This is a genomic window from Salinimicrobium xinjiangense DSM 19287, assembly GCF_000423585.1.
In the GTDB taxonomy this organism is placed as follows: domain Bacteria; phylum Bacteroidota; class Bacteroidia; order Flavobacteriales; family Flavobacteriaceae; genus Salinimicrobium; species Salinimicrobium xinjiangense.
Map to the genome: position 1 here is coordinate 297,528 of NZ_AUIG01000001.1, position 17,608 is coordinate 315,135.

A 17,608-nucleotide genomic window follows, 5' to 3' on the forward strand; every position below is an offset into this window, starting at 1 on the left:
GATGAAAATTGCGATTGTGTGTTACCCCACTTTTGGTGGAAGTGGTGTTGTCGCCACAGAATTGGGAATGGCCTTATCTAAAAGAGGTCACGAAATCCACTTTATTACTTATAAACAACCGGTAAGGCTTGAACAATTATCGGCCAATATTCATTTCCACGAGGTGAATGTACCCGAATACCCGCTTTTTCATTATCAGCCATATGAACTTGCTCTTAGCAGCAAACTGGTAGACATGGTGAAGCTGCATAAGATTGAAATGCTTCATGTGCATTACGCTATTCCCCATGCCTATGCAGGTTATATGGCGAAAAAGATCCTGGAGGAAGAAGGAATATTGCTCCCAATGGTAACCACTCTGCACGGTACAGATATCACCCTGGTAGGAAACCATCCATTTTATAAACCTGCAGTAACTTTTAGTATCAATAGCAGTGATGTGGTGACTTCGGTTTCACAAAGTTTAAAGGCAGATACTTTGCGATTGTTCAACGTAAAGCGGGAGATTGATGTGGTTCCTAACTTTATTGATACTACCAAATACACTCAGTCTTTAAGTAATTGCCAGCGCAGCATGCTCGCAGCAAATGATGAAAAGATCATTACGCACGTTAGTAATCTCCGAAAGGTTAAACGGATCAAGGATGTTATCACTATATTTTATCTGCTTCAAAGAAAGGTGAAATCAAAGCTTATTATGGTAGGCCAGGGGCCCGAAAGAGAAATGGCCGAAGACCTTGTAATGGAGTTGGGAATCGAAGAAAAAGTCCTCTTTTTGGGTGAATCCCATGAGATTGATAAAGTCTTGAGCTATTCAGACCTATTCCTGTTGCCTTCGGAAAAAGAGAGTTTTGGACTGGCAGCTTTGGAAGCTATGGTAAATGGAGTTCCCGTGATCTCTACGAATACCGGCGGACTTCCTGAAGTTAATAAACAAGGTTTTTCCGGTTACTTGAGTAATGTTGGTGATGTGGAGGAAATGGCTGCAAATGCAGTGAATATTTTAAGTGATGAGAATACGCTGAAGCAATTCAAAGAAAATGCCCGCAAACAATCCTTTATCTTTGATATATATTCTGTAGTGCCTCTGTATGAAGATTTATATAAAAAAGCTCAGAGAATGATAAAGGCTGTCAAAAATTAGATTTTTGACAGCCTTTGGTCTTTGTTATTCTTGTCTGGGTCTAGAACTGATATCTGATACCTAAGGCAATATCAAAATCCACGTCATCTCCATAAGCATTGATCACGCCAAATTCCGGACGAAAATCCAGAGACAGGAGTAGTGGGAAATCAAAATTGTATTCGATACCAACGTTTCCGGCTGCGGTAATGAAAAGTCCGTCATCATCATTCCAGTCCCTATGATCTTCATTTCCATCAACGGAACCAATTCCTGCACCAAAACCGGCATACCAGTTAAAACCTCCTTCAATATTCCATACCCATTGATAGATGCCTGTAAGTTTGAAAGCATCATAATATCTGCCGTTTCTCCAGCCCAGGTCAAGTTCAAGACGATTATTCTCTGATAGACCTCTTTGATAAGAAATTTCGGTACCTACCCCGTCGCTGCCACCAAGTCTTAATCCCAAAGCATTGTCAGCTATGGTTTGAGCTTGTGAAGAAAGAGTAAATCCAAACATACATAAAGCCAGTAAAACTAATTTTTTCATATCTTTTCTTTTAAATTTGTTCCTACAAAATTAGACTATCTCTAAGACCAAAAACTCCCGCTTTCGCCAATAAATTGTTAATGTTGCTTAATTTTTGTTAACCGGTTCGTTAAAAGTCTGGTTCTAATATCATTATGAGAAATTCTTTAAAAGATCTGGAGGCAAACCTTGAGGGAGAGCTTTATTATGACAAGCTTTGGCGCAGCATTTATGCTACAGATGCTTCTGTTTATCGGGAAATCCCCCTGGCTATTGCCTATCCTAAAACGACTGAAGATATACAAAGACTTATCAGGTATGCCTCTAACAAGAAAACATCTCTTATTCCCCGTACCGCAGGAACTTCCCTGGCAGGGCAGTGCGTAGGGGATGGAATTGTGGTGGATGTATCCAAACATTTTACTGCCGTACTTGATTTCGATGCCACAGACAGAAAAATAAAAGTGCAGCCGGGAGTGATTAGAGATGATCTTAATCGTTTCCTGAGACCTCACAAACTTTTCTTCGGTCCCAATACTTCCACCTCAAACCGTTGTATGATCGGCGGGATGGTGGGAAATAATTCCAGTGGAACAACTTCTATTAAATACGGGGTGGCCAGCGACAGGGTGCCGGAAATGAAGGTGCTGCTTTCTGATGGTTCCGAAGCTGTTTTTTCTGAAATTTCTTCTGAAGAATTCCGCAGCAAAATGCAGCTGGAATCTATGGAAGGAGAGATCTACCGGAAACTTTATGAAGAGCTGAAACCTGAAGATGTTCAGGAGGAGATTAAAAGAGGCTTTCCAAAGCCTGAAATTCATCGAAGGAACACAGGCTATGCGGTTGATGAGCTCCTGACTTCCGAAATTTTTGGAGGAACCAATGAAAAGATCAATATCTGTAGGTTACTGTGTGGTAGCGAAGGTACTCTCGCCTTTACTACAGAGATCACCTTACAACTTGATGTTCTACCTCCTGAAAATGCGGTAATGATCGCGGCGCATTTTGAATCGGTAGAAAAGTGCCTGCAGGCAGTGGTTCCTGCCATGCAACATTCTTTGTTCACCTGTGAAATGATGGACAAGGTGATCCTGGATTGTACAAAGAACAGTCTGAAGTACAGGGAAAACAGATTTTTTATTGAAGGAGATCCGGCGGCAATTTTAATGCTGGAACTCAGAGCCGATAAGGAAGAAGAGCTTACTGCCAAAACTGCCGAGCTTCTTAAAACCCTCGAAATATCAAATTTGGCTTATGCCCTTCCGGTCCTTAGAAATGACACTATAGAACTTGCTCTTGAACTTAGAAAGGCAGGGTTAGGATTACTTGGAAATATTGTTGGGGATCGAAAAGCCGTAGCCTGTATAGAAGATACAGCTGTAGCCGTAGAAGATCTCGCAGCGTATATTTCTGAGTTTTCAGATCTAATGAAAGATTTTGGACAGGAAGCAGTGTATTATGCCCATGCAGGAGCAGGGGAATTGCACCTGAGACCCATTCTGAACCTTAAAAAGGATGAGGATGTTGTTCTTTTCAGGAAAATTACAGAAGCCGTAGCCAGTCTTGTTAAGAAATATGGGGGTTCCATGAGCGGGGAACATGGTGACGGTCGGGTTCGTGCCGAATTTATTGAATTCATGATTGGCTCTGAAAATTTCAGATTGCTACAAAGAGTTAAGAACATTTTTGATCCGCAGCATATTTTCAATCCGGGGAAGATCACAGATGCACCACCTATGGATACCAGTCTGCGATATACTCCGGGAAGAAAAGAGCCGGAGATCCAGACTTTAATGGATTTTTCTGATTCTCTGGGAATCCTTCGTGGTGCCGAAAATTGCAATGGGAGTGGGGATTGCCGCAAACCTGCCGAAGCCGGGGGAACTATGTGCCCCAGCTATCGGGCTACCCGGAATGAAAAGGACACTACCCGGGCTCGTGCCAATGCTTTGCGTGAATTTCTTACACATTCAGATAAACCAAATCGCTTTGATCATAATGAATTAAAAGAAGTACTGGATCTATGTATCAGTTGCAAAGGCTGTAAAAGTGAATGTCCGTCTAATGTAGATATGGCTGCTTATAAAGCAGAATTTCAATACCAGTATAACAAAACCAACGGCAGTTCTTTAAGAGATAGATCCTTTGCTTTCAATACCAGGCTCAATTCAAAGGTCACTAAAATTTCCCCTTTTTCGAACTTCCTGTTTTCAAATAATTTTACATCAGGAATTATTAAAAAAGCAATGGGAATTGCACCGCAGCGAAGTATGCCTCAGCTTTCAAAACAAACATTGACCTCTTATTTCAGGCAGAACAGGCAGGAAATAAAAGTGCCTATAAAAACTGTTTATCTTTTTAATGATGAATTCACCAATTTTCTTGAATCCGAAATCGGAGTTGCAGCAATAGAACTGCTGCAGGGGCTCAATTACAAAGTTAAAATTGTTGATCATCCCGAAAGTGGCCGCGGCTTTATTTCAAAAGGTTTTCTCGAAGAGGCAAAAGAGGCAGCAAATCAAAACATCAGGATTTTTAAAGAAATTATTTCTGAAGATAGTCCGTTGCTGGGTATAGAACCTTCCGCAATTTTGAGCTTCAGGGATGAATACCTACGGCTGGCAGATGATAAAGCTTCCGCAGAGAAGCTATCCAAAAATGCCTTTTTAATAGAAGAATTTTTTAAGAAAGAAGTCATTGCCGGGAACATTACTGCCGATTCCTTTACCTCAGAGAAAAAGAAGATCAAGCTACACGGGCACTGTCATCAAAAGGCACTTTCTGGTGTGGAGAATACCTTTGTAATGCTTAACCTGCCCAAAAATTTTGAGGTTACGGTAATTCCTTCAGGTTGCTGCGGAATGGCCGGCTCCTTTGGATACGAAAAAGAACATTATGAAGTAAGTATGCAAATTGGGGAACAAACATTGTTCCCTGCAGTGCGAAAAGCTTCCGCGGAGACTACTATTGCTGCTCCCGGAACCAGTTGCAGACATCAGATATTTGACGGTACAGGAAAGAAAGCCTTGCATCCGGTTGTGATCATGGCCAATGCACTGAAATAACATTTTTAAATCTTGGCTTAAAAAATTACATTTGCTCAAAATCACCTTCAATGGCCGGAAATTCCTTCGGAAAACTTTTTAAACTTACCACTTTTGGCGAGTCTCACGGCGAGGCGATTGGCGGGATCATAGATGGCTGCCCTTCAGGGCTTCAAATAGATGTGGACAAAGTGCAGGCAGAGATGGAAAGGCGGAAGCCAGGTCAATCTGCTATTGTGACGCAACGTAAAGAGCCCGACACCGTAAAATTTTTATCGGGCATTTTTGAGGGTAAAACTACGGGAACCCCTATTGGTTTTATTATTGAAAACGCTAATCAGAAGTCAAAGGACTACTCCCATATCAAGGATGTTTACAGGCCGTCCCATGCCGATTACACCTATGATCAAAAATATGGGAACCGGGACTATAGAGGTGGAGGACGTTCCTCTGCAAGGGAAACTGCATGTCGCGTGGCGGCAGGAGCTATAGCCAAACAATTGCTTGGGAACGTACAGATCACAGCCTATACTTCGGCAGTTGGTCAAATTCAGCTTGAAAAGAAATTTGAGGAGCTCGATCTTGCTGAGATAGAGAAAAACCCTGTACGATGTCCCGATCCTGAAACGGCGGCTAAAATGGAAACCTATATAAAGGAGATCAGGTCCCAGGGAGACACCGTTGGTGGGGTAGTGGAGTGTGTGATCTCCGGAGTTCCCGCAGGCCTGGGAGAACCGGTTTTTGACAAACTACATGCTGCATTGGGTGCTGCAATGCTTTCTATCAATGCCGTAAAAGGTTTTGAATATGGGAGCGGTTTCGCAGGTTCGGCTCTTAAAGGGAGTGAACATAATGACCTTTTTAATCCCGACGGTACGACTCAAACCAACTTTAGCGGCGGTATACAGGGAGGAATTTCCAACGGTATGGATATCGTATTCAGGATAGCATTTAAGCCCGTAGCAACTATAATGCAAAAACAACAGACCATAAATTCCGAAGGAGAAAGCGTTGAAATGCAGGGAAAGGGCAGACATGATCCTTGTGTGGTTCCCCGTGCAATTCCCATTGTGGAAGCCATGGCAGCTCTTGTCCTGGCCGATTATTACTTACTGAATAAAACATCAAAATTCTAATTATACAGATAGCTCAAAAATGAAAAAATTAGCACTGCATTGGCAGATCCTTCTGGGAATGGCGGCCGGGGTCATTTTTGCCCTCATCATGACCAATTTCTCATGGGGTTCAGAATTTATAAGTGACTGGATAAAACCTTTTGGAAACATCTTTATAAATGCCCTGAAGCTAATTGCGGTTCCGCTAATTCTCGCGTCTCTTATAAAGGGGATATCCGATCTTAAGGATATCTCAAAACTCTCTAAGATGGGTACCCGTACCATATTGATCTACATAGGCACCACGCTTATTGCAGTAACTATAGGTCTTGCAATGGTAAATTTAATTCAACCGGGTAGCGCTATTGCCGAGGAAACCAGGAATGATCTTATCACGAGTTATGAGGGCGATGCCAATGTGCGGATTGCTGATGCACAACGACAAAAGGAGGCGGGGCCACTACAGGCTCTCGAAGACATAGTTCCCGGGAACATCTTTGCCGCAGCCAGTGATAACGGCAATATGCTACAAGTTATTTTCTTTGCCATCTTTTTTGGACTTGGTCTAATTCTTATACCTGAAGAAACTGCCAGACCGGTAAAGGCTTTTTTCGATGGATTTAATGAGGTCATTTTAAAGCTGATCGATCTCATCATGCTTGCCGCACCATATGGTGTGTTTGCCCTTTTAGCGGCACTGGTGGTGGAATCGCCAAGTGCAGATCTCTTTGCTGCACTCGCTATGTATGGGGTGACCGTCTTGCTGGGACTTGCTCTTATGATAGGAGTTTATATGCTCATTGTTTGGGTAACAACAGGAAGGAATCCGGCCTTTTTTGAAAACGGAATAGCTCCGGCTCAGTTACTTGCATTTTCCACCAGCTCAAGTGCTGCAACCCTGCCGGTAACCATGGAACGTACCGAAGAACATCTGGGGGTTCATGAAGAAGTAACAAGTTTTGTTTTACCTATTGGAGCCACGATTAATATGGATGGTACCAGCCTTTATCAGGCTGTTGCAGCTGTATTTATTGCCCAGGCATTTGGAATGGACCTTTCTTTGGGAGCTCAACTTGGAATTATAGCTACTGCAACTTTAGCCTCCATAGGATCTGCAGCTGTTCCCGGTGCGGGAATGGTAATGCTGGTAATAGTACTTTCCCAGGCAGGAATTCCGGAAGCAGGACTTGCCCTCATTTTTGCAGTTGACAGGCCTCTTGATATGTGCCGAACTATGGTGAATGTCACAGGAGATGCCGCAGTTTCCATGATGGTTGCCAAATCTGTAGATAAACTTGGAGACCCCCACGTCAGAAACTGGGATGACAACCTTCCAAAAAAGGAAAAAGTACATTAGAATCTTTTGTCCCAGCCCTTCAGGCTGATAAAAACCACGCTAATCATTATAACCCGGAGCGTTGCTCCGGGCTAGAATATCTGAGGCTTTCAGCCTCAATATATTTTTTACCAGATAGTAAAGCCTGAAGGGCTTTAATAGAATAGCTCGGGGCACCGCCTCGAGATAGATGAACCACCCCCTAATTCGAGCCTGAAGGAATTGCCAATTGTCGCTGGTAATATTGTGACTTGACATTTGACCCGGAGCATTGCTCCGGGCTGATTTCTTTGAGGCCTTCAGCCTCAATATCTGTTCTGGAAATTATTCCAGATCGTAAAATCCTGAAGGGCTTTAATAAAATAGCCCGGGGCACCGCCCCGGGACAATAGGTCTACCTCAATAATTGGAGCCTGAAGGGCTCAAACCAATTGTCGTGCAATTTTACCCGGTGTGAGTCCCAGCCCTTCAGGCTGGTAAAAACTACGCTAACCGTTATAACCCGGAGCGTTGCTCCGGGCTGAAATATCTGAGGCCTTCAGCCTCAATATCTATTCTGGAAAATTTTCCAGATCGTAAAGCCTGAAGAGCTTTAATAAAATAGCCCGGGGCACCGCCCCGGGACAAATAGGTCTACCTCAATAATTGGAGCCTGAAGGGCTCAAACCCCGAGCAATCCGTAAACATCTTTATCTCTGAAATTCAATAGATATTTATAATATATTGTGGTACAGTTAATTGTTTATTATATGGGACAATCCTTATCTAAATTGTATGTACACCTTATATTTTCCACTAAAAACAGGCATCCATTTATAACATCATTGTATGAAGATTCTCTTTACAAAAACATATCTGGAATTTTCAAGAATCTCAATTCTCCGGTTTTAGCCATAAACTCAATGCCAGACCATCTTCATGTTCTATTTATTCTTTCAAAAAATAGTTCTTTAGCAGGTACGGTGGAAGAAGTAAAGAAGAGTTCCTCCAAATGGATGAAATCTCAGGGATGCGAATCTTTTTCCTGGCAAATAGGATATGGAGCGTTTTCCATCAGTCAATCAAATGTTGAGATGGTGACGAAATATATTGTGAATCAGAAAGATCATCATAAAAAATTTTCCTTCGAAGAAGAGGTTAAAGATTTTATGAAAAAATATGAAATGGGAGATTTTCATGAAGATTATTTTTGGCGGTAATTCGGAATTTTGTCCCAGCCCTTCAGGCTGGTAAAAACTACGCTAACCGTTATAACCCGGAGCGTTGCTCCGGGCTGGAATATTTGAGGCCTTCAGCCTCAACGTCTACTTGAAAAATAGTCTGGATTATAAAGCCTGAAGGGCTTTAATAAAATAGCCCGGGGCATCGCCCCGGGATAAAAATTCCACCACTATTATTCGAGCCTGAAGGGCTCAAACCAATTGTCGCGCAATTTTACCCGGTGTGAGTTCCATCCCTTCAGGCTTGTATAAAAGACATTATCCATTATCACCCGGAGCCTTGCTCCGGGCTGGAATATTTAAGGCCTTCAGCCTCAACGTCTACTTGAAAAATAGTCTGGATTATAAAGCCTGAAGGGCTTTAATAAAATAGCCCGGGGCATCGCCCGGGATAAAAATTCCACCACTATTATTCGAGCCTGAAGGGCTCAAACCAATTGTCGCGCAATTTTACTCGGTGTGAGTTCCATCCCTTCAGGCTTGTATAAAAGACATTATCCATTATCACCCGGAGCCTTGCTCCGGGCTGGAATATTTGAGGCCTTCAGCCTCAACGTCTATTTGAAAAATAGTCTGGATTATAAAGCCTGAAGGGCTTTAATAAAATAGCCCGGGGCATCGCCCCGGGAGAAATAGGTCTACCTTAATATTGGAGCCTGAAGGGCTCAACCAATTGTCGTGCAGCGTTGCTCCGGGCTGGGATATTGGAGGCCTTCAGCCTCAACGCCTATTTGAAGAATTGTCTGGATCATAAAGCCTGAAGGGCTTTAATAAATTAGCCGGGGGCACCGCCCAGGGACAAATAGGTCTACCTTAATATTGGAGCCTGAAGGGCTCTAACAATTGTCCTATCGAAATTCCAATCAACCTCTCATCGGGAATTATGATTAATTTCTATTCGAAAGTTTGCGAGACTTAGCAGAATTCCTTGTATTTGCGCGGAGTAAATTTTTAAAAGAAGAAGCCTTTTAGCAATGACCGAGAAAGTCCGCAGTTATTACGATAGTTTACTGGAAATCGATCAGAACCTCGACCGACTCGTGCGGGAGATCGATGTGTTGAATTATTTAAATCCATTGAACATTGAGCAGGAGAAAAAGCGGTTCTTTGCCTCAAAATTTTGTGAAGAACCAAACTTCAAGTACCGCAAACTGAAGTTTGACCCCTATACCTTACAGCGCCAATTTTTTAGTCAGAAGCTTGAAGACATTCCCGATGAAGATATCTACAAGCTGTATCACGACACTATTTACGAATATTCCGGATTGGTACAGTGTGTGGCTTCAGTAGGGAAGGGGCCAAAATTTTTCTATAATTCTCTGCGGGTATTCGGAACTCCACAAGAGAAGGATGTCAAAAATGCCAAATTCATCCTGCATTTCCATAAGGAAGAAGATGCAGAGGAAATGGTGCCAAGATATAATGCAGATCAAGCTCAGGCTTACTTTCAGGCTTTTGGGGAGAAATACCCTTTTAAGTTTAAGATCAGGCAGAGCAACAGTATTACCGGAGCTGCAATGGCTTTGAATACAACCCAGACCCTTATCGTTAAAAAGAACAGAAAATTTAGTGACAACGACCTGAAGATCCTCTCTAATCACGAGATTGGAGTGAACATGCTCACAACTTTTAACGGACTGAACCAACCACTACGCATCTTTTCACATGGTTTTGCCAATAATCACCCAACCCAGGCGGGACTAGCGATATTTAGTGAGTACATGAGTGACAGCTTAAGCCTTAAGAGAATGAAAGAGCTTGCTTATAGGGTACTGGCGGCAGATAGTCTCATCAAAGGCTATTCTTTTAGTGACACTTTTGACCTCCTGTATAACCAGTATAAACTAGACAAAGAAACCGCATGGGTGATCACTTTAAGAGCACACCGGGGAGGAGGCTTTACCAAAGACTTCCAGTATTTACCGGGCCTTAAGAAGATATACGATTACTATTCTGCAGGAAAAGACATGGGCTTGCTTTTGACCGGTAAGGTCTCTGTAAATGATGCGGAACTTATTCAGGAACTACAGAACAGAGGCCTGGCAGAAAAAAACGAGTTCTTCACCCATTCCTTCCGTGAAAACAAAAACACGAATGATAAACTCGATTTTCTACTAAGCAACCTGAAATAAGTGTTCAGTGGTCGGTGATCAGTGGTCAGGAAGTTAGAAGTACGAGGTTAGAAGTACGATTTTTTCCTCGAAAATTCTCAACTCGTAATCCGTAACCCGCGATCCACAGGTTGAAATCCTGAACCTTAAGATTCTTCACTCCGCTGCACTCCGATCTGAATGACAAAAATTGAACCTTGAATCTTGAACCTTAAACCTTGAACTACTTGAGAAACAGCGCCTGAAGTTCGGGAGTAGGTACCATACAGGTTTCCTTTTTACCAAACCAATTATACCTGTTATTCGCAATTATACTGTAGATGCCATCTCTCATACCTTCCGGTAGAGGCTTGAAAATTTTTAACCAGGAATATCCTTCAAGATGTTTCGCGATTTCAATGGCCGCGGTTGATTTGTGATAGTATGCCACTCCGGGTTCTATTAAGATTACCGAATCCAGGTTTTCTGTATCAATCCCTCTTTCGTTAATGATCTGTCTCCCCACATCACTTTGAAGGGGTGCAAATCTAAAGATATCTTCAGTGTCATTTTTTATTATCGTCTGTACTGTCTTGTTACAAAGATTACAAACTCCGTCAAAAAGAATGATCTTTTTGTTTTCAGGGAAGTTCACCATAATTTTTCTTTTTCTATTTTTTTCGCTGTACCAGCTCCAACTGATCTACAGAGACAGAGGTGGTGAAAATACCATAATTGACTTTTGCATTTCCTTTCTCAAGGCTGTCTATACTTCCTACAGCCTTACCATCCTGCATTCTCACCCGGTCTCCGACTTTTAATACCGGTTTTGGAGTAGCAACTTCTTCTTTTTTTTCTTTTTCCTGTTTTTCTTTTTTCTTTTGCCTAATCTCTTTTACCTTCTCTTCTGCCTCCTGCATCACCTGCTTTTCTTTGGCTTTTTCAGCCTTTTTCTCTTTGACTGTGATCTTTTTTCTTTTAGAATTTTCGACTTCCACGATTTTCAAAAATTCGGCAATAAGTTCCTTTTTCTTTTTATTCTGAAAGTATTTTTCACTTATATCATTAATCTTGTTTCCAAGATAGATCAGCCTTTGATTAGTGTCATACAGCTCCTGAAAGTTCTCCAGTTTCTGCTGAATGCGTGCATTGGTTTCTTCCAGCTTCTTTTTCTCACTTTCGGTCTTTTGCTCCTTGGTCTTAAGAGCTGTTGTGGTTTTCTGAAGTTTGGAGCGTTCCTTCTGAAGGTCGGCTATACTCTTATCAAACCTTATCTTTCCACGTTCCACTTTTTTCTTGGAGCGGTTGATGAGACTGTATGGGATACCGTTCTTCTGGGCAACTTCAAAGGTGAAAGAACTTCCGGCTTCTCCCATGTGAAGCTTGTATAAAGGCTCAAGGGTTCTGGAATCGAAAAGCATATTGGCATTGACAATATGTGGCAGTTCATTTGCCAGCATTTTCAGATTTGCATAATGGGTCGTCAATATACCGAAGGATTCTTTTTCATAAAAAACTTCCAGGAATGTTTCTGCCAGAGCACCTCCCAGTTCGGGATCACTCCCTGTTCCAAATTCATCAATTAAGAACAAGGTTTTATCATCTACTTTTTTGAGGAAGTAGTTCATGTTCTTAAGGCGGTAACTATAGGTGCTGAGATGATTTTCGATACTTTGATTATCACCTATGTCAGTCAGGATTTTGTTGAAAAGACACATCCGGCTAAATTCATGCACGGGTATCAACAGCCCACTCTGTACCATCACCTGCAGTAAGCCCACAGTTTTGAGAGTGATACTTTTTCCGCCGGCATTGGGACCGGAGATCACGATAATTCGCTTCTCCTTATTTAGCTCAATTGTTTGGGGATAAGTTTTTTGGTTCTGTTTTCGATTGTTTAGCAAAAGCAGGGGGTGATATGCGTCAATAAGTTCCAGTTCCCTGTCTTTGGTGATCCTGGGCATTACCGCATCCATTTCCATACCATATTTCGCCTTGGCAGCAACTACATCAATATCACTAAGCAGTTCCTGGTAATCAATAAGTAGCGGGCGATAAGGTCTAATAAAGTTTGTGAGTTCCTTGAGGATCTTCTTGATCTCCTCCTTTGCCTCGTATTCCAGATTGTTCAGTTCCCGGGTATGATTATAAGTGGCTTCTGGCTGAATATAAACTATGCTTCCGGTCTTTGAATTTCCGAGAATACCTCCTTTAACCTTACGGCGGTGCATCGCAGATACTGCCAGCACCCTTATATTATCTACTACGGTCTCGCGTATGTCATCGAGATATCCAAGATTATTATAATGCGTTAGAGCGCTCCCAAAACTCGAATTTATTTGTCCTTTTACCTGATTGATCTTCCGCCTTAGTTCCTGAAGCAAAGGGGAGGCCTCATCTTTTACTTCCCCAAAGCGATCAATCACCCGGTTGATCTGTTCAATTATTAGCGGAGTATATTCAACTTCGGAAGTGGTTTTGTTCAGGCAGGGATAGAGTTCCTCATATTTTTCAAAGAACCTGATCAGCGTATTTGCAGTTTCTGAAATGGAACCAATCTTCCTTAAACCTGAAGCCTCCAACCTTGTCTCTTCAATTCCGAGGAATTTGATCTCCTGATCTATAGCATCAAATCCGTGATTAGGAATACGGCTCTCTTGTTGATAGGAGGAAACATATTCATTTGTTTGCCTGATGGCAAATAATGTCTTTTCATAGGTTGATAGTGGTGTTATTTCAAGAGCCTTCTCTTTTCCCGGGCCTGTCACAGTGTACCGGCTTAGCTGTTCGCAAACGGTAGGAAATTCGAGGTCCTGAAGGGTCTTGGCGGTAATTCTGATCATATAAAATTTCCCTATTTTTGGGAAGCCGCAATTTAACCATTATTATGACCTTTAACATAGCAGCAGATTGGAAAAAAAAGTTAAATGATGAGCTGGAGAAGGCTTATTTCAAAGAACTTCGGGAATTTATAGTAGCAGAATATCAAAATTCTGAATGTTTTCCCCACCCGGATAATATTTTCAGGGCTTTTGATCTTTCTTCTTTTGACGAAACCAAAGTAGTGATCATAGGGCAGGATCCTTATCATGGTTACGGGCAGGCTCATGGATTATGTTTTTCTGTGCAACCGCAAACTAAGGTACCGCCGTCCCTGGTAAATATTTACCGGGAGATAAGGGAAGATTTGGGGAAACCTGTTCCGTCGCACGGCAACCTTCAGCATTGGGCAGAGCAGGGGGTTTTAATGTTAAATGCAACTTTAACTGTTCGGGCGGGGCAGGCAGGTTCCCACCAGGGAAAAGGTTGGGAGAAATTCACAGATGCCATAATCGAACTACTTTCCGAAGAAAAAGAAAACCTTGTTTTCCTCTTGTGGGGAGGACCGGCACAGAAGAAGGGAAAGAAAATCAACTCAGAAAAACATCTTGTGCTAACCAGCGGACATCCCTCGCCGCTTGCTGCCAATCGTGGATACTGGTTTGGCAACAAACACTTCAGCAAAACAAATGATTATCTTATATCCAGGGGAAAGGAGCCTATTGACTGGTAATTAGAACCGGTATCCTAAATAAACAGAAGGCAGAAGTACAATATCCGGGGAATATTTATCAAATAGATTTCTTCCAATTCCAAAGGAAACATCTATGAGAAAACCCTGTTTTGCAACAAATTTTCCACCCACACCAACTCCAAAAGCTAGATCTGTATATTCCATATCCACTTCTCTTGGTCCAATTTCTCCTGTTTCGGGATCGGTTAAATTGATATCATTTTCATGGGTTCCATTTGAGAACATTCCGAAGAGGGTGGCATAATATCCACGTGCTACAGTTTCATCATCAAGAAAATATTTGAAGTTTCCTGTTATGGAAAAATCTTTAGCGTACACTTTAGACAGGTCTCCATCTTCACCTTCATTTTTATTAAAAACCTTGGAAAATAACTGTACCCCGACGGAACTATGATCTGTAAGTACTCTTTCATAGGCAACATCCAGAGCTCCGAAGATCAGGACATTGAGAATATTTACATGAATTTCATGGTTTGTGGTATCTCTTTTAAAGATTCGGGGCTCCTGTAAGGTGTTTCTTGCCCATAGCTCTTCTTCGGGAGACTCTTCCTCAATCACTTCTTCTTTAGGCTCTGTGACCTGAGAATTAACCGGAATGGCAGCAAAAAATAATATTAACAGGAGTAGTATATTTAATTTTTTCATGTTTTTTTTAATGTGGTAGAAAGTAGTGATTTTCTTTAACTTCCGGGATTAGACCCAGCTCAAAGAGCTGTTCCTGAACCTTACGAATTTCCAGCACAGATATTTGCTTCTGGCTCCATTGCGTGATCTTGAGCCACTGTTCTATGTCTTCTACCTTTTGATCATATTTTCGGGCAAGCGCAACTTCAATTTTCGGAATGCTTTTAAACTTTTTTGTAAGGTGATTTAAAGTTTTCAACATTGTAAGAATGGTAGCGGGTTCCTTTGCCATAAACTCTTTTCTTACTGCAATTACAAAACAGGACCACGGAGTAGGGCAGTCGGCAATTCTCCTAAAAATTCCTTTATCCACCAGGGGTTTTGTAGTGAAATGTTCCCACATGAAGTATCCGGCCCTGCCCGATTCAAGAGCTTTAACTGCATTTTCAATATCCCCTACAACTTCAAATTCCAGATCTTTTGTATCCCATCCAAGGTTTCGGGCATTGACATAAGCCATGAGGTGAGATCCTGACCCATAACGGCTTATCGCTATCTTCTGACCCTTGAGATCCTCAAGGCTCCTGAAATCTGATCCTGCAGCAACGTGAATTCCCCAAATCAATGGAGAAGCAATATATTCCTGTACGATAACTGCCTCATTACCATTGAGAATATCTTTAATTATACCCTCAGTAAGTATAACCGCTGCATCGATCTCTTTGTTGCGCAAGGCTTTGCACATGGCTCCTGTACCATCGGGAAAATCTTTCCAGGACAAATCGAGACCGTTATTTTGAAATGTGCCGTCATCAATGCAAAAATGCCATGGGAGGTTGAAATGTTCGGGCACTCCGCCCACTTTTATTGTTTTCATGAGCCGTGCTTTTGTTTAAGATAATTGTAGATCTCATATTGGGATCTAACTGCTTTATCCCCGGGTTTTCGCTTTATAAATTCGTTTTTTTCAAGAGGCTCCTGTATCCTAGCCTTGACATTATCCTGCAGCTGAATATTGAGAATATCTTTAAACTCGGCTGCTATATCTTCATCATAGATCGGCGAGATTACTTCTATCCTGCGGTCTAAATTTCTGGTCATCCAATCTGCACTGCCAAAGAAAAGCTCTTCGTTTCCGTCATTTTCAAAAAGGTACATGCGTCCGTGTTCCAGGTATCTGTCTACTATGCTGGTCATATAGATATTCTCACTTAAATCCTCCACGCCGGGAATAAGACAGGTAAAACCCCGTACCAGCAGGCGGATTTTCACCCCTGCTTCACTGGCATCGTAAAGAAGTTCAATAATCTCCTTGTCCTCAAGGGAATTCATCTTTGCTGTGATCCCCGCTTTTTTGCCCATTTTGGCATTTGTAATTTCCCGGTTGATCATGTCGGTAAAAACTTTCCGGGTGGAAAAAGGGGAAATGAGCAAATGCTTTGCACGGGGAATGATCAATTCTCCCTCCAGAACCTGAAAAACACGGGAGAGTTCTGAAGTAATTTTTTTATGTGCTGTAAACAGGGCATGATCACAGTAGATCTTTGCTGTTTTACTGTTAAAATTCCCGGTACCTATATAAGCATAAGATTTAAGTTTTTCGTCTTCTTCACGATTGACGAGGAGAATTTTTGAATGTACTTTTATTTTGGGGTAACTGTAAATGACCTGTGCTCCTTCATCTTCCAGTTTACGGCCCCAGTCTATATTGTTCTTTTCATCAAACCTGGCCTTAGCCTCTATAAAAACCGTCACTTTTTTGCCATTTTTGACAGCTGTAGGCAGGGCCGAAGTCACCACAGATTCATCTGCGACCCTGTAAATTGAGATTTTAATATCTCTTACCTGTGGATCAACAGCCGCCTGGTGAAGAAATTCTTCCACGTAATTGAATGACATATAGGGGAAATGTACTGCCTGATCTTTTTTGGATATTATATCAAAGTAATTCTTTGAGCCCTCGAGCACAGAATGTTTTATTGGAGGCATTTCCTTATAATGTAGCTCCGGATTATTACTTGGATCGGGAAAGGAGAAATAATCGCTGAAATTATGATATCTCCCGCCAGGCATCATATCTATCTTCCCAAGTTTCAATCTTTTCCTCAGAATTCTTCGATCTTCAACCGGCATTGCAGAATCATAGAGTAACCTGGTAGGCTGCCCATCTGTTCGCTGTTTCAGAGATTCATAGATCTTTTCTGCCAATATCCCGTCTAAATCGTCATCAATATATAACTCGGCATCCCTTGAAAGCTTGATCTCGAATATGCCTTCAATTTCTTTATCAGGAAAAAGCGATGGAATATTCACTTTAACGATATCATCTAAAAAGGTAATTTTATGCTCCTTTGTTTCAGAAGAAAAAGTAATGAATCTGCCGCATTCATCTGTCGGGATATTTACAATGCCGAATTTGTTTTCATTTGCGAAAGTCACCATGAAATAAAGCTGGTTGTTCTCCAGGAAAAGATCGTCGTTGTGATTGTAACCAACTACAAGAGTATCTATACACTCACTTATTTTTTTGAAGTATTTACGTGCAAACTCCTCCTGAAAATTATGGTATTCTTCACGATGTACCAGAAAAATCCCTTTGGTCTCAAGTTGAGGGATGATTTCCTCACGATAGATCCTGCCAAAAATATCCTGTTGCTTTCTTACCTCCCGTAAAATTTCTTTGACGGTTTTGTTAGGTTTTAATGCCAGTCTTTTTCGGATGCTTTTTTCAACGCGTTTTATTTGCCGTAACTGAGAAACCCGTACACGAAAATACTCGTCCAGGTTCATGGAAAAAATAGCAAGGAATTTTAGCCTTTCATAAAGGGGGGTGGTGGGATCCTTTGCTTCCTGAAGGACCCTTTCATTAAAACTTAACCAATTTAGATCTCGATGCCTTATAATTTTCTCTTCAGGCTTTAGCATACGGCGGGGTTTCCCCAAAAGTACA

At 41.8% G+C, this 17,608-nt stretch carries 13 protein-coding genes; 7 read left to right on the plus strand and 6 right to left on the minus strand.

The annotated features are described in order from the left end of the window. The first annotated feature begins 1 nt into the window (after position 1). On the plus strand, positions 2–1,144 hold the full coding sequence (gene bshA, locus G564_RS0101350; protein ID WP_029036068.1) for an N-acetyl-alpha-D-glucosaminyl L-malate synthase BshA: 1,143 nt from the start codon (positions 2–4) through the stop codon (positions 1,142–1,144). Between the two features lie 40 nt (positions 1,145–1,184). Here bshA and G564_RS0101355 read toward each other — a convergent pair whose 3' ends face one another. Beyond that, positions 1,185–1,676, minus strand: coding sequence for a hypothetical protein (locus G564_RS0101355; protein WP_029036069.1), 492 nt, complete (start codon positions 1,674–1,676; stop codon positions 1,185–1,187). Positions 1,677–1,810: 134 nt separating this feature from the next. Between G564_RS0101355 and G564_RS0101360 the strand changes: the two genes are divergently transcribed. The 5 genes from G564_RS0101360 to G564_RS0101385 all read left to right on the plus strand — a co-directional run bounded on the left by G564_RS0101360 (position 1,811) and on the right by G564_RS0101385 (position 10,502). Beyond that, positions 1,811–4,720, plus strand: a complete 2,910-nt coding sequence (locus tag G564_RS0101360) for an FAD-binding and (Fe-S)-binding domain-containing protein (RefSeq protein ID WP_029036070.1) — start codon at positions 1,811–1,813, stop codon at positions 4,718–4,720. Between the two features lie 50 nt (positions 4,721–4,770). Then, complete coding sequence (gene aroC, locus G564_RS0101365; protein ID WP_029036071.1) at positions 4,771–5,835, plus strand: chorismate synthase; 1,065 nt, start codon at positions 4,771–4,773, stop codon at positions 5,833–5,835. Between the two features lie 19 nt (positions 5,836–5,854). Further along, positions 5,855–7,171, plus strand: a complete 1,317-nt coding sequence (locus tag G564_RS0101370; RefSeq protein ID WP_029036072.1) for a dicarboxylate/amino acid:cation symporter — start codon at positions 5,855–5,857, stop codon at positions 7,169–7,171. A gap of 728 nt (positions 7,172–7,899) precedes the next feature. After that, positions 7,900–8,349: an IS200/IS605 family transposase gene (gene tnpA / locus G564_RS0101380; RefSeq protein WP_029036074.1), complete on the plus strand. Its 450-nt coding sequence runs from the start codon at positions 7,900–7,902 to the stop codon at positions 8,347–8,349. 995 nt (positions 8,350–9,344) lie between these two features. Next, the gene (locus tag G564_RS0101385) at positions 9,345–10,502 is read left to right on the plus strand and encodes a flavohemoglobin expression-modulating QEGLA motif protein (RefSeq protein WP_029036075.1); all 1,158 of its coding nucleotides are present in this window, start codon (positions 9,345–9,347) and stop codon (positions 10,500–10,502) included. 202 nt (positions 10,503–10,704) lie between these two features. Here G564_RS0101385 and G564_RS0101390 read toward each other — a convergent pair whose 3' ends face one another. Both G564_RS0101390 and G564_RS0101395 read right to left on the minus strand, forming a co-directional pair. Then, entirely contained in the window at positions 10,705–11,118 is a 414-nt protein-coding gene (locus tag G564_RS0101390) for a thiol-disulfide oxidoreductase DCC family protein (RefSeq protein WP_029036076.1), read from the minus strand. A 13-nt stretch (positions 11,119–11,131) separates the two neighbouring features. Then, positions 11,132–13,303: an endonuclease MutS2 gene (locus G564_RS0101395; protein WP_029036077.1), complete on the minus strand. Its 2,172-nt coding sequence runs from the start codon at positions 13,301–13,303 to the stop codon at positions 11,132–11,134. 44 nt (positions 13,304–13,347) lie between these two features. Here G564_RS0101395 and G564_RS0101400 point away from each other — a divergent pair, with 44 nt between their 5' ends. Beyond that, complete coding sequence (locus tag G564_RS0101400) at positions 13,348–14,013, plus strand: uracil-DNA glycosylase (RefSeq protein ID WP_029036078.1); 666 nt, start codon at positions 13,348–13,350, stop codon at positions 14,011–14,013. Here G564_RS0101400 and G564_RS18285 read toward each other — a convergent pair whose 3' ends face one another. From G564_RS18285 to ppk1, 3 genes are read right to left on the minus strand one after another with little or no spacing between them, the layout of a single operon-like run. Next, entirely contained in the window at positions 14,014–14,679 is a 666-nt protein-coding gene (locus G564_RS18285; protein ID WP_051205237.1) for a hypothetical protein, read from the minus strand. A gap of 7 nt (positions 14,680–14,686) precedes the next feature. Further along, positions 14,687–15,535, minus strand: coding sequence for a substrate-binding domain-containing protein (locus tag G564_RS0101410; RefSeq protein ID WP_029036079.1), 849 nt, complete (start codon positions 15,533–15,535; stop codon positions 14,687–14,689). Next, a complete protein-coding gene (ppk1, locus tag G564_RS0101415) occupies positions 15,532–17,583 on the minus strand; it encodes a polyphosphate kinase 1 (RefSeq protein WP_029036080.1) in 2,052 nt (683 codons plus the stop codon). Before ppk1 ends, G564_RS0101410 begins: the two co-directional genes overlap by 4 nt. Positions 17,584–17,608: the final 25 nt, after the last annotated feature.

What these genes read in the sequence shown, in the direction of transcription:
- G564_RS0101355 (WP_029036069.1), bottom strand. Translation starts at nt 1,676, where the DNA reads ATGAAAAAATTAGTTTTACTGGCTTTATGTATGTTTGGATTTACTCTT.
- G564_RS0101400 (WP_029036078.1), top strand. Translation starts at nt 13,348, where the DNA reads ATGACCTTTAACATAGCAGCAGATTGGAAAAAAAAGTTAAATGATGAG.
- tnpA (WP_029036074.1), top strand. Translation starts at nt 7,900, where the DNA reads ATGGGACAATCCTTATCTAAATTGTATGTACACCTTATATTTTCCACT.
- G564_RS0101360 (WP_029036070.1), top strand. Translation starts at nt 1,811, where the DNA reads ATGAGAAATTCTTTAAAAGATCTGGAGGCAAACCTTGAGGGAGAGCTT.
- G564_RS0101370 (WP_029036072.1), top strand. Translation starts at nt 5,855, where the DNA reads ATGAAAAAATTAGCACTGCATTGGCAGATCCTTCTGGGAATGGCGGCC.
- ppk1 (WP_029036080.1), bottom strand. Translation starts at nt 17,583, where the DNA reads ATGCTAAAGCCTGAAGAGAAAATTATAAGGCATCGAGATCTAAATTGG.
- G564_RS0101410 (WP_029036079.1), bottom strand. Translation starts at nt 15,535, where the DNA reads ATGAAAACAATAAAAGTGGGCGGAGTGCCCGAACATTTCAACCTCCCA.
- G564_RS0101395 (WP_029036077.1), bottom strand. Translation starts at nt 13,303, where the DNA reads ATGATCAGAATTACCGCCAAGACCCTTCAGGACCTCGAATTTCCTACC.
- aroC (WP_029036071.1), top strand. Translation starts at nt 4,771, where the DNA reads ATGGCCGGAAATTCCTTCGGAAAACTTTTTAAACTTACCACTTTTGGC.
- G564_RS0101390 (WP_029036076.1), bottom strand. Translation starts at nt 11,118, where the DNA reads ATGGTGAACTTCCCTGAAAACAAAAAGATCATTCTTTTTGACGGAGTT.
- G564_RS0101385 (WP_029036075.1), top strand. Translation starts at nt 9,345, where the DNA reads ATGACCGAGAAAGTCCGCAGTTATTACGATAGTTTACTGGAAATCGAT.
- bshA (WP_029036068.1), top strand. Translation starts at nt 2, where the DNA reads ATGAAAATTGCGATTGTGTGTTACCCCACTTTTGGTGGAAGTGGTGTT.
- G564_RS18285 (WP_051205237.1), bottom strand. Translation starts at nt 14,679, where the DNA reads ATGAAAAAATTAAATATACTACTCCTGTTAATATTATTTTTTGCTGCC.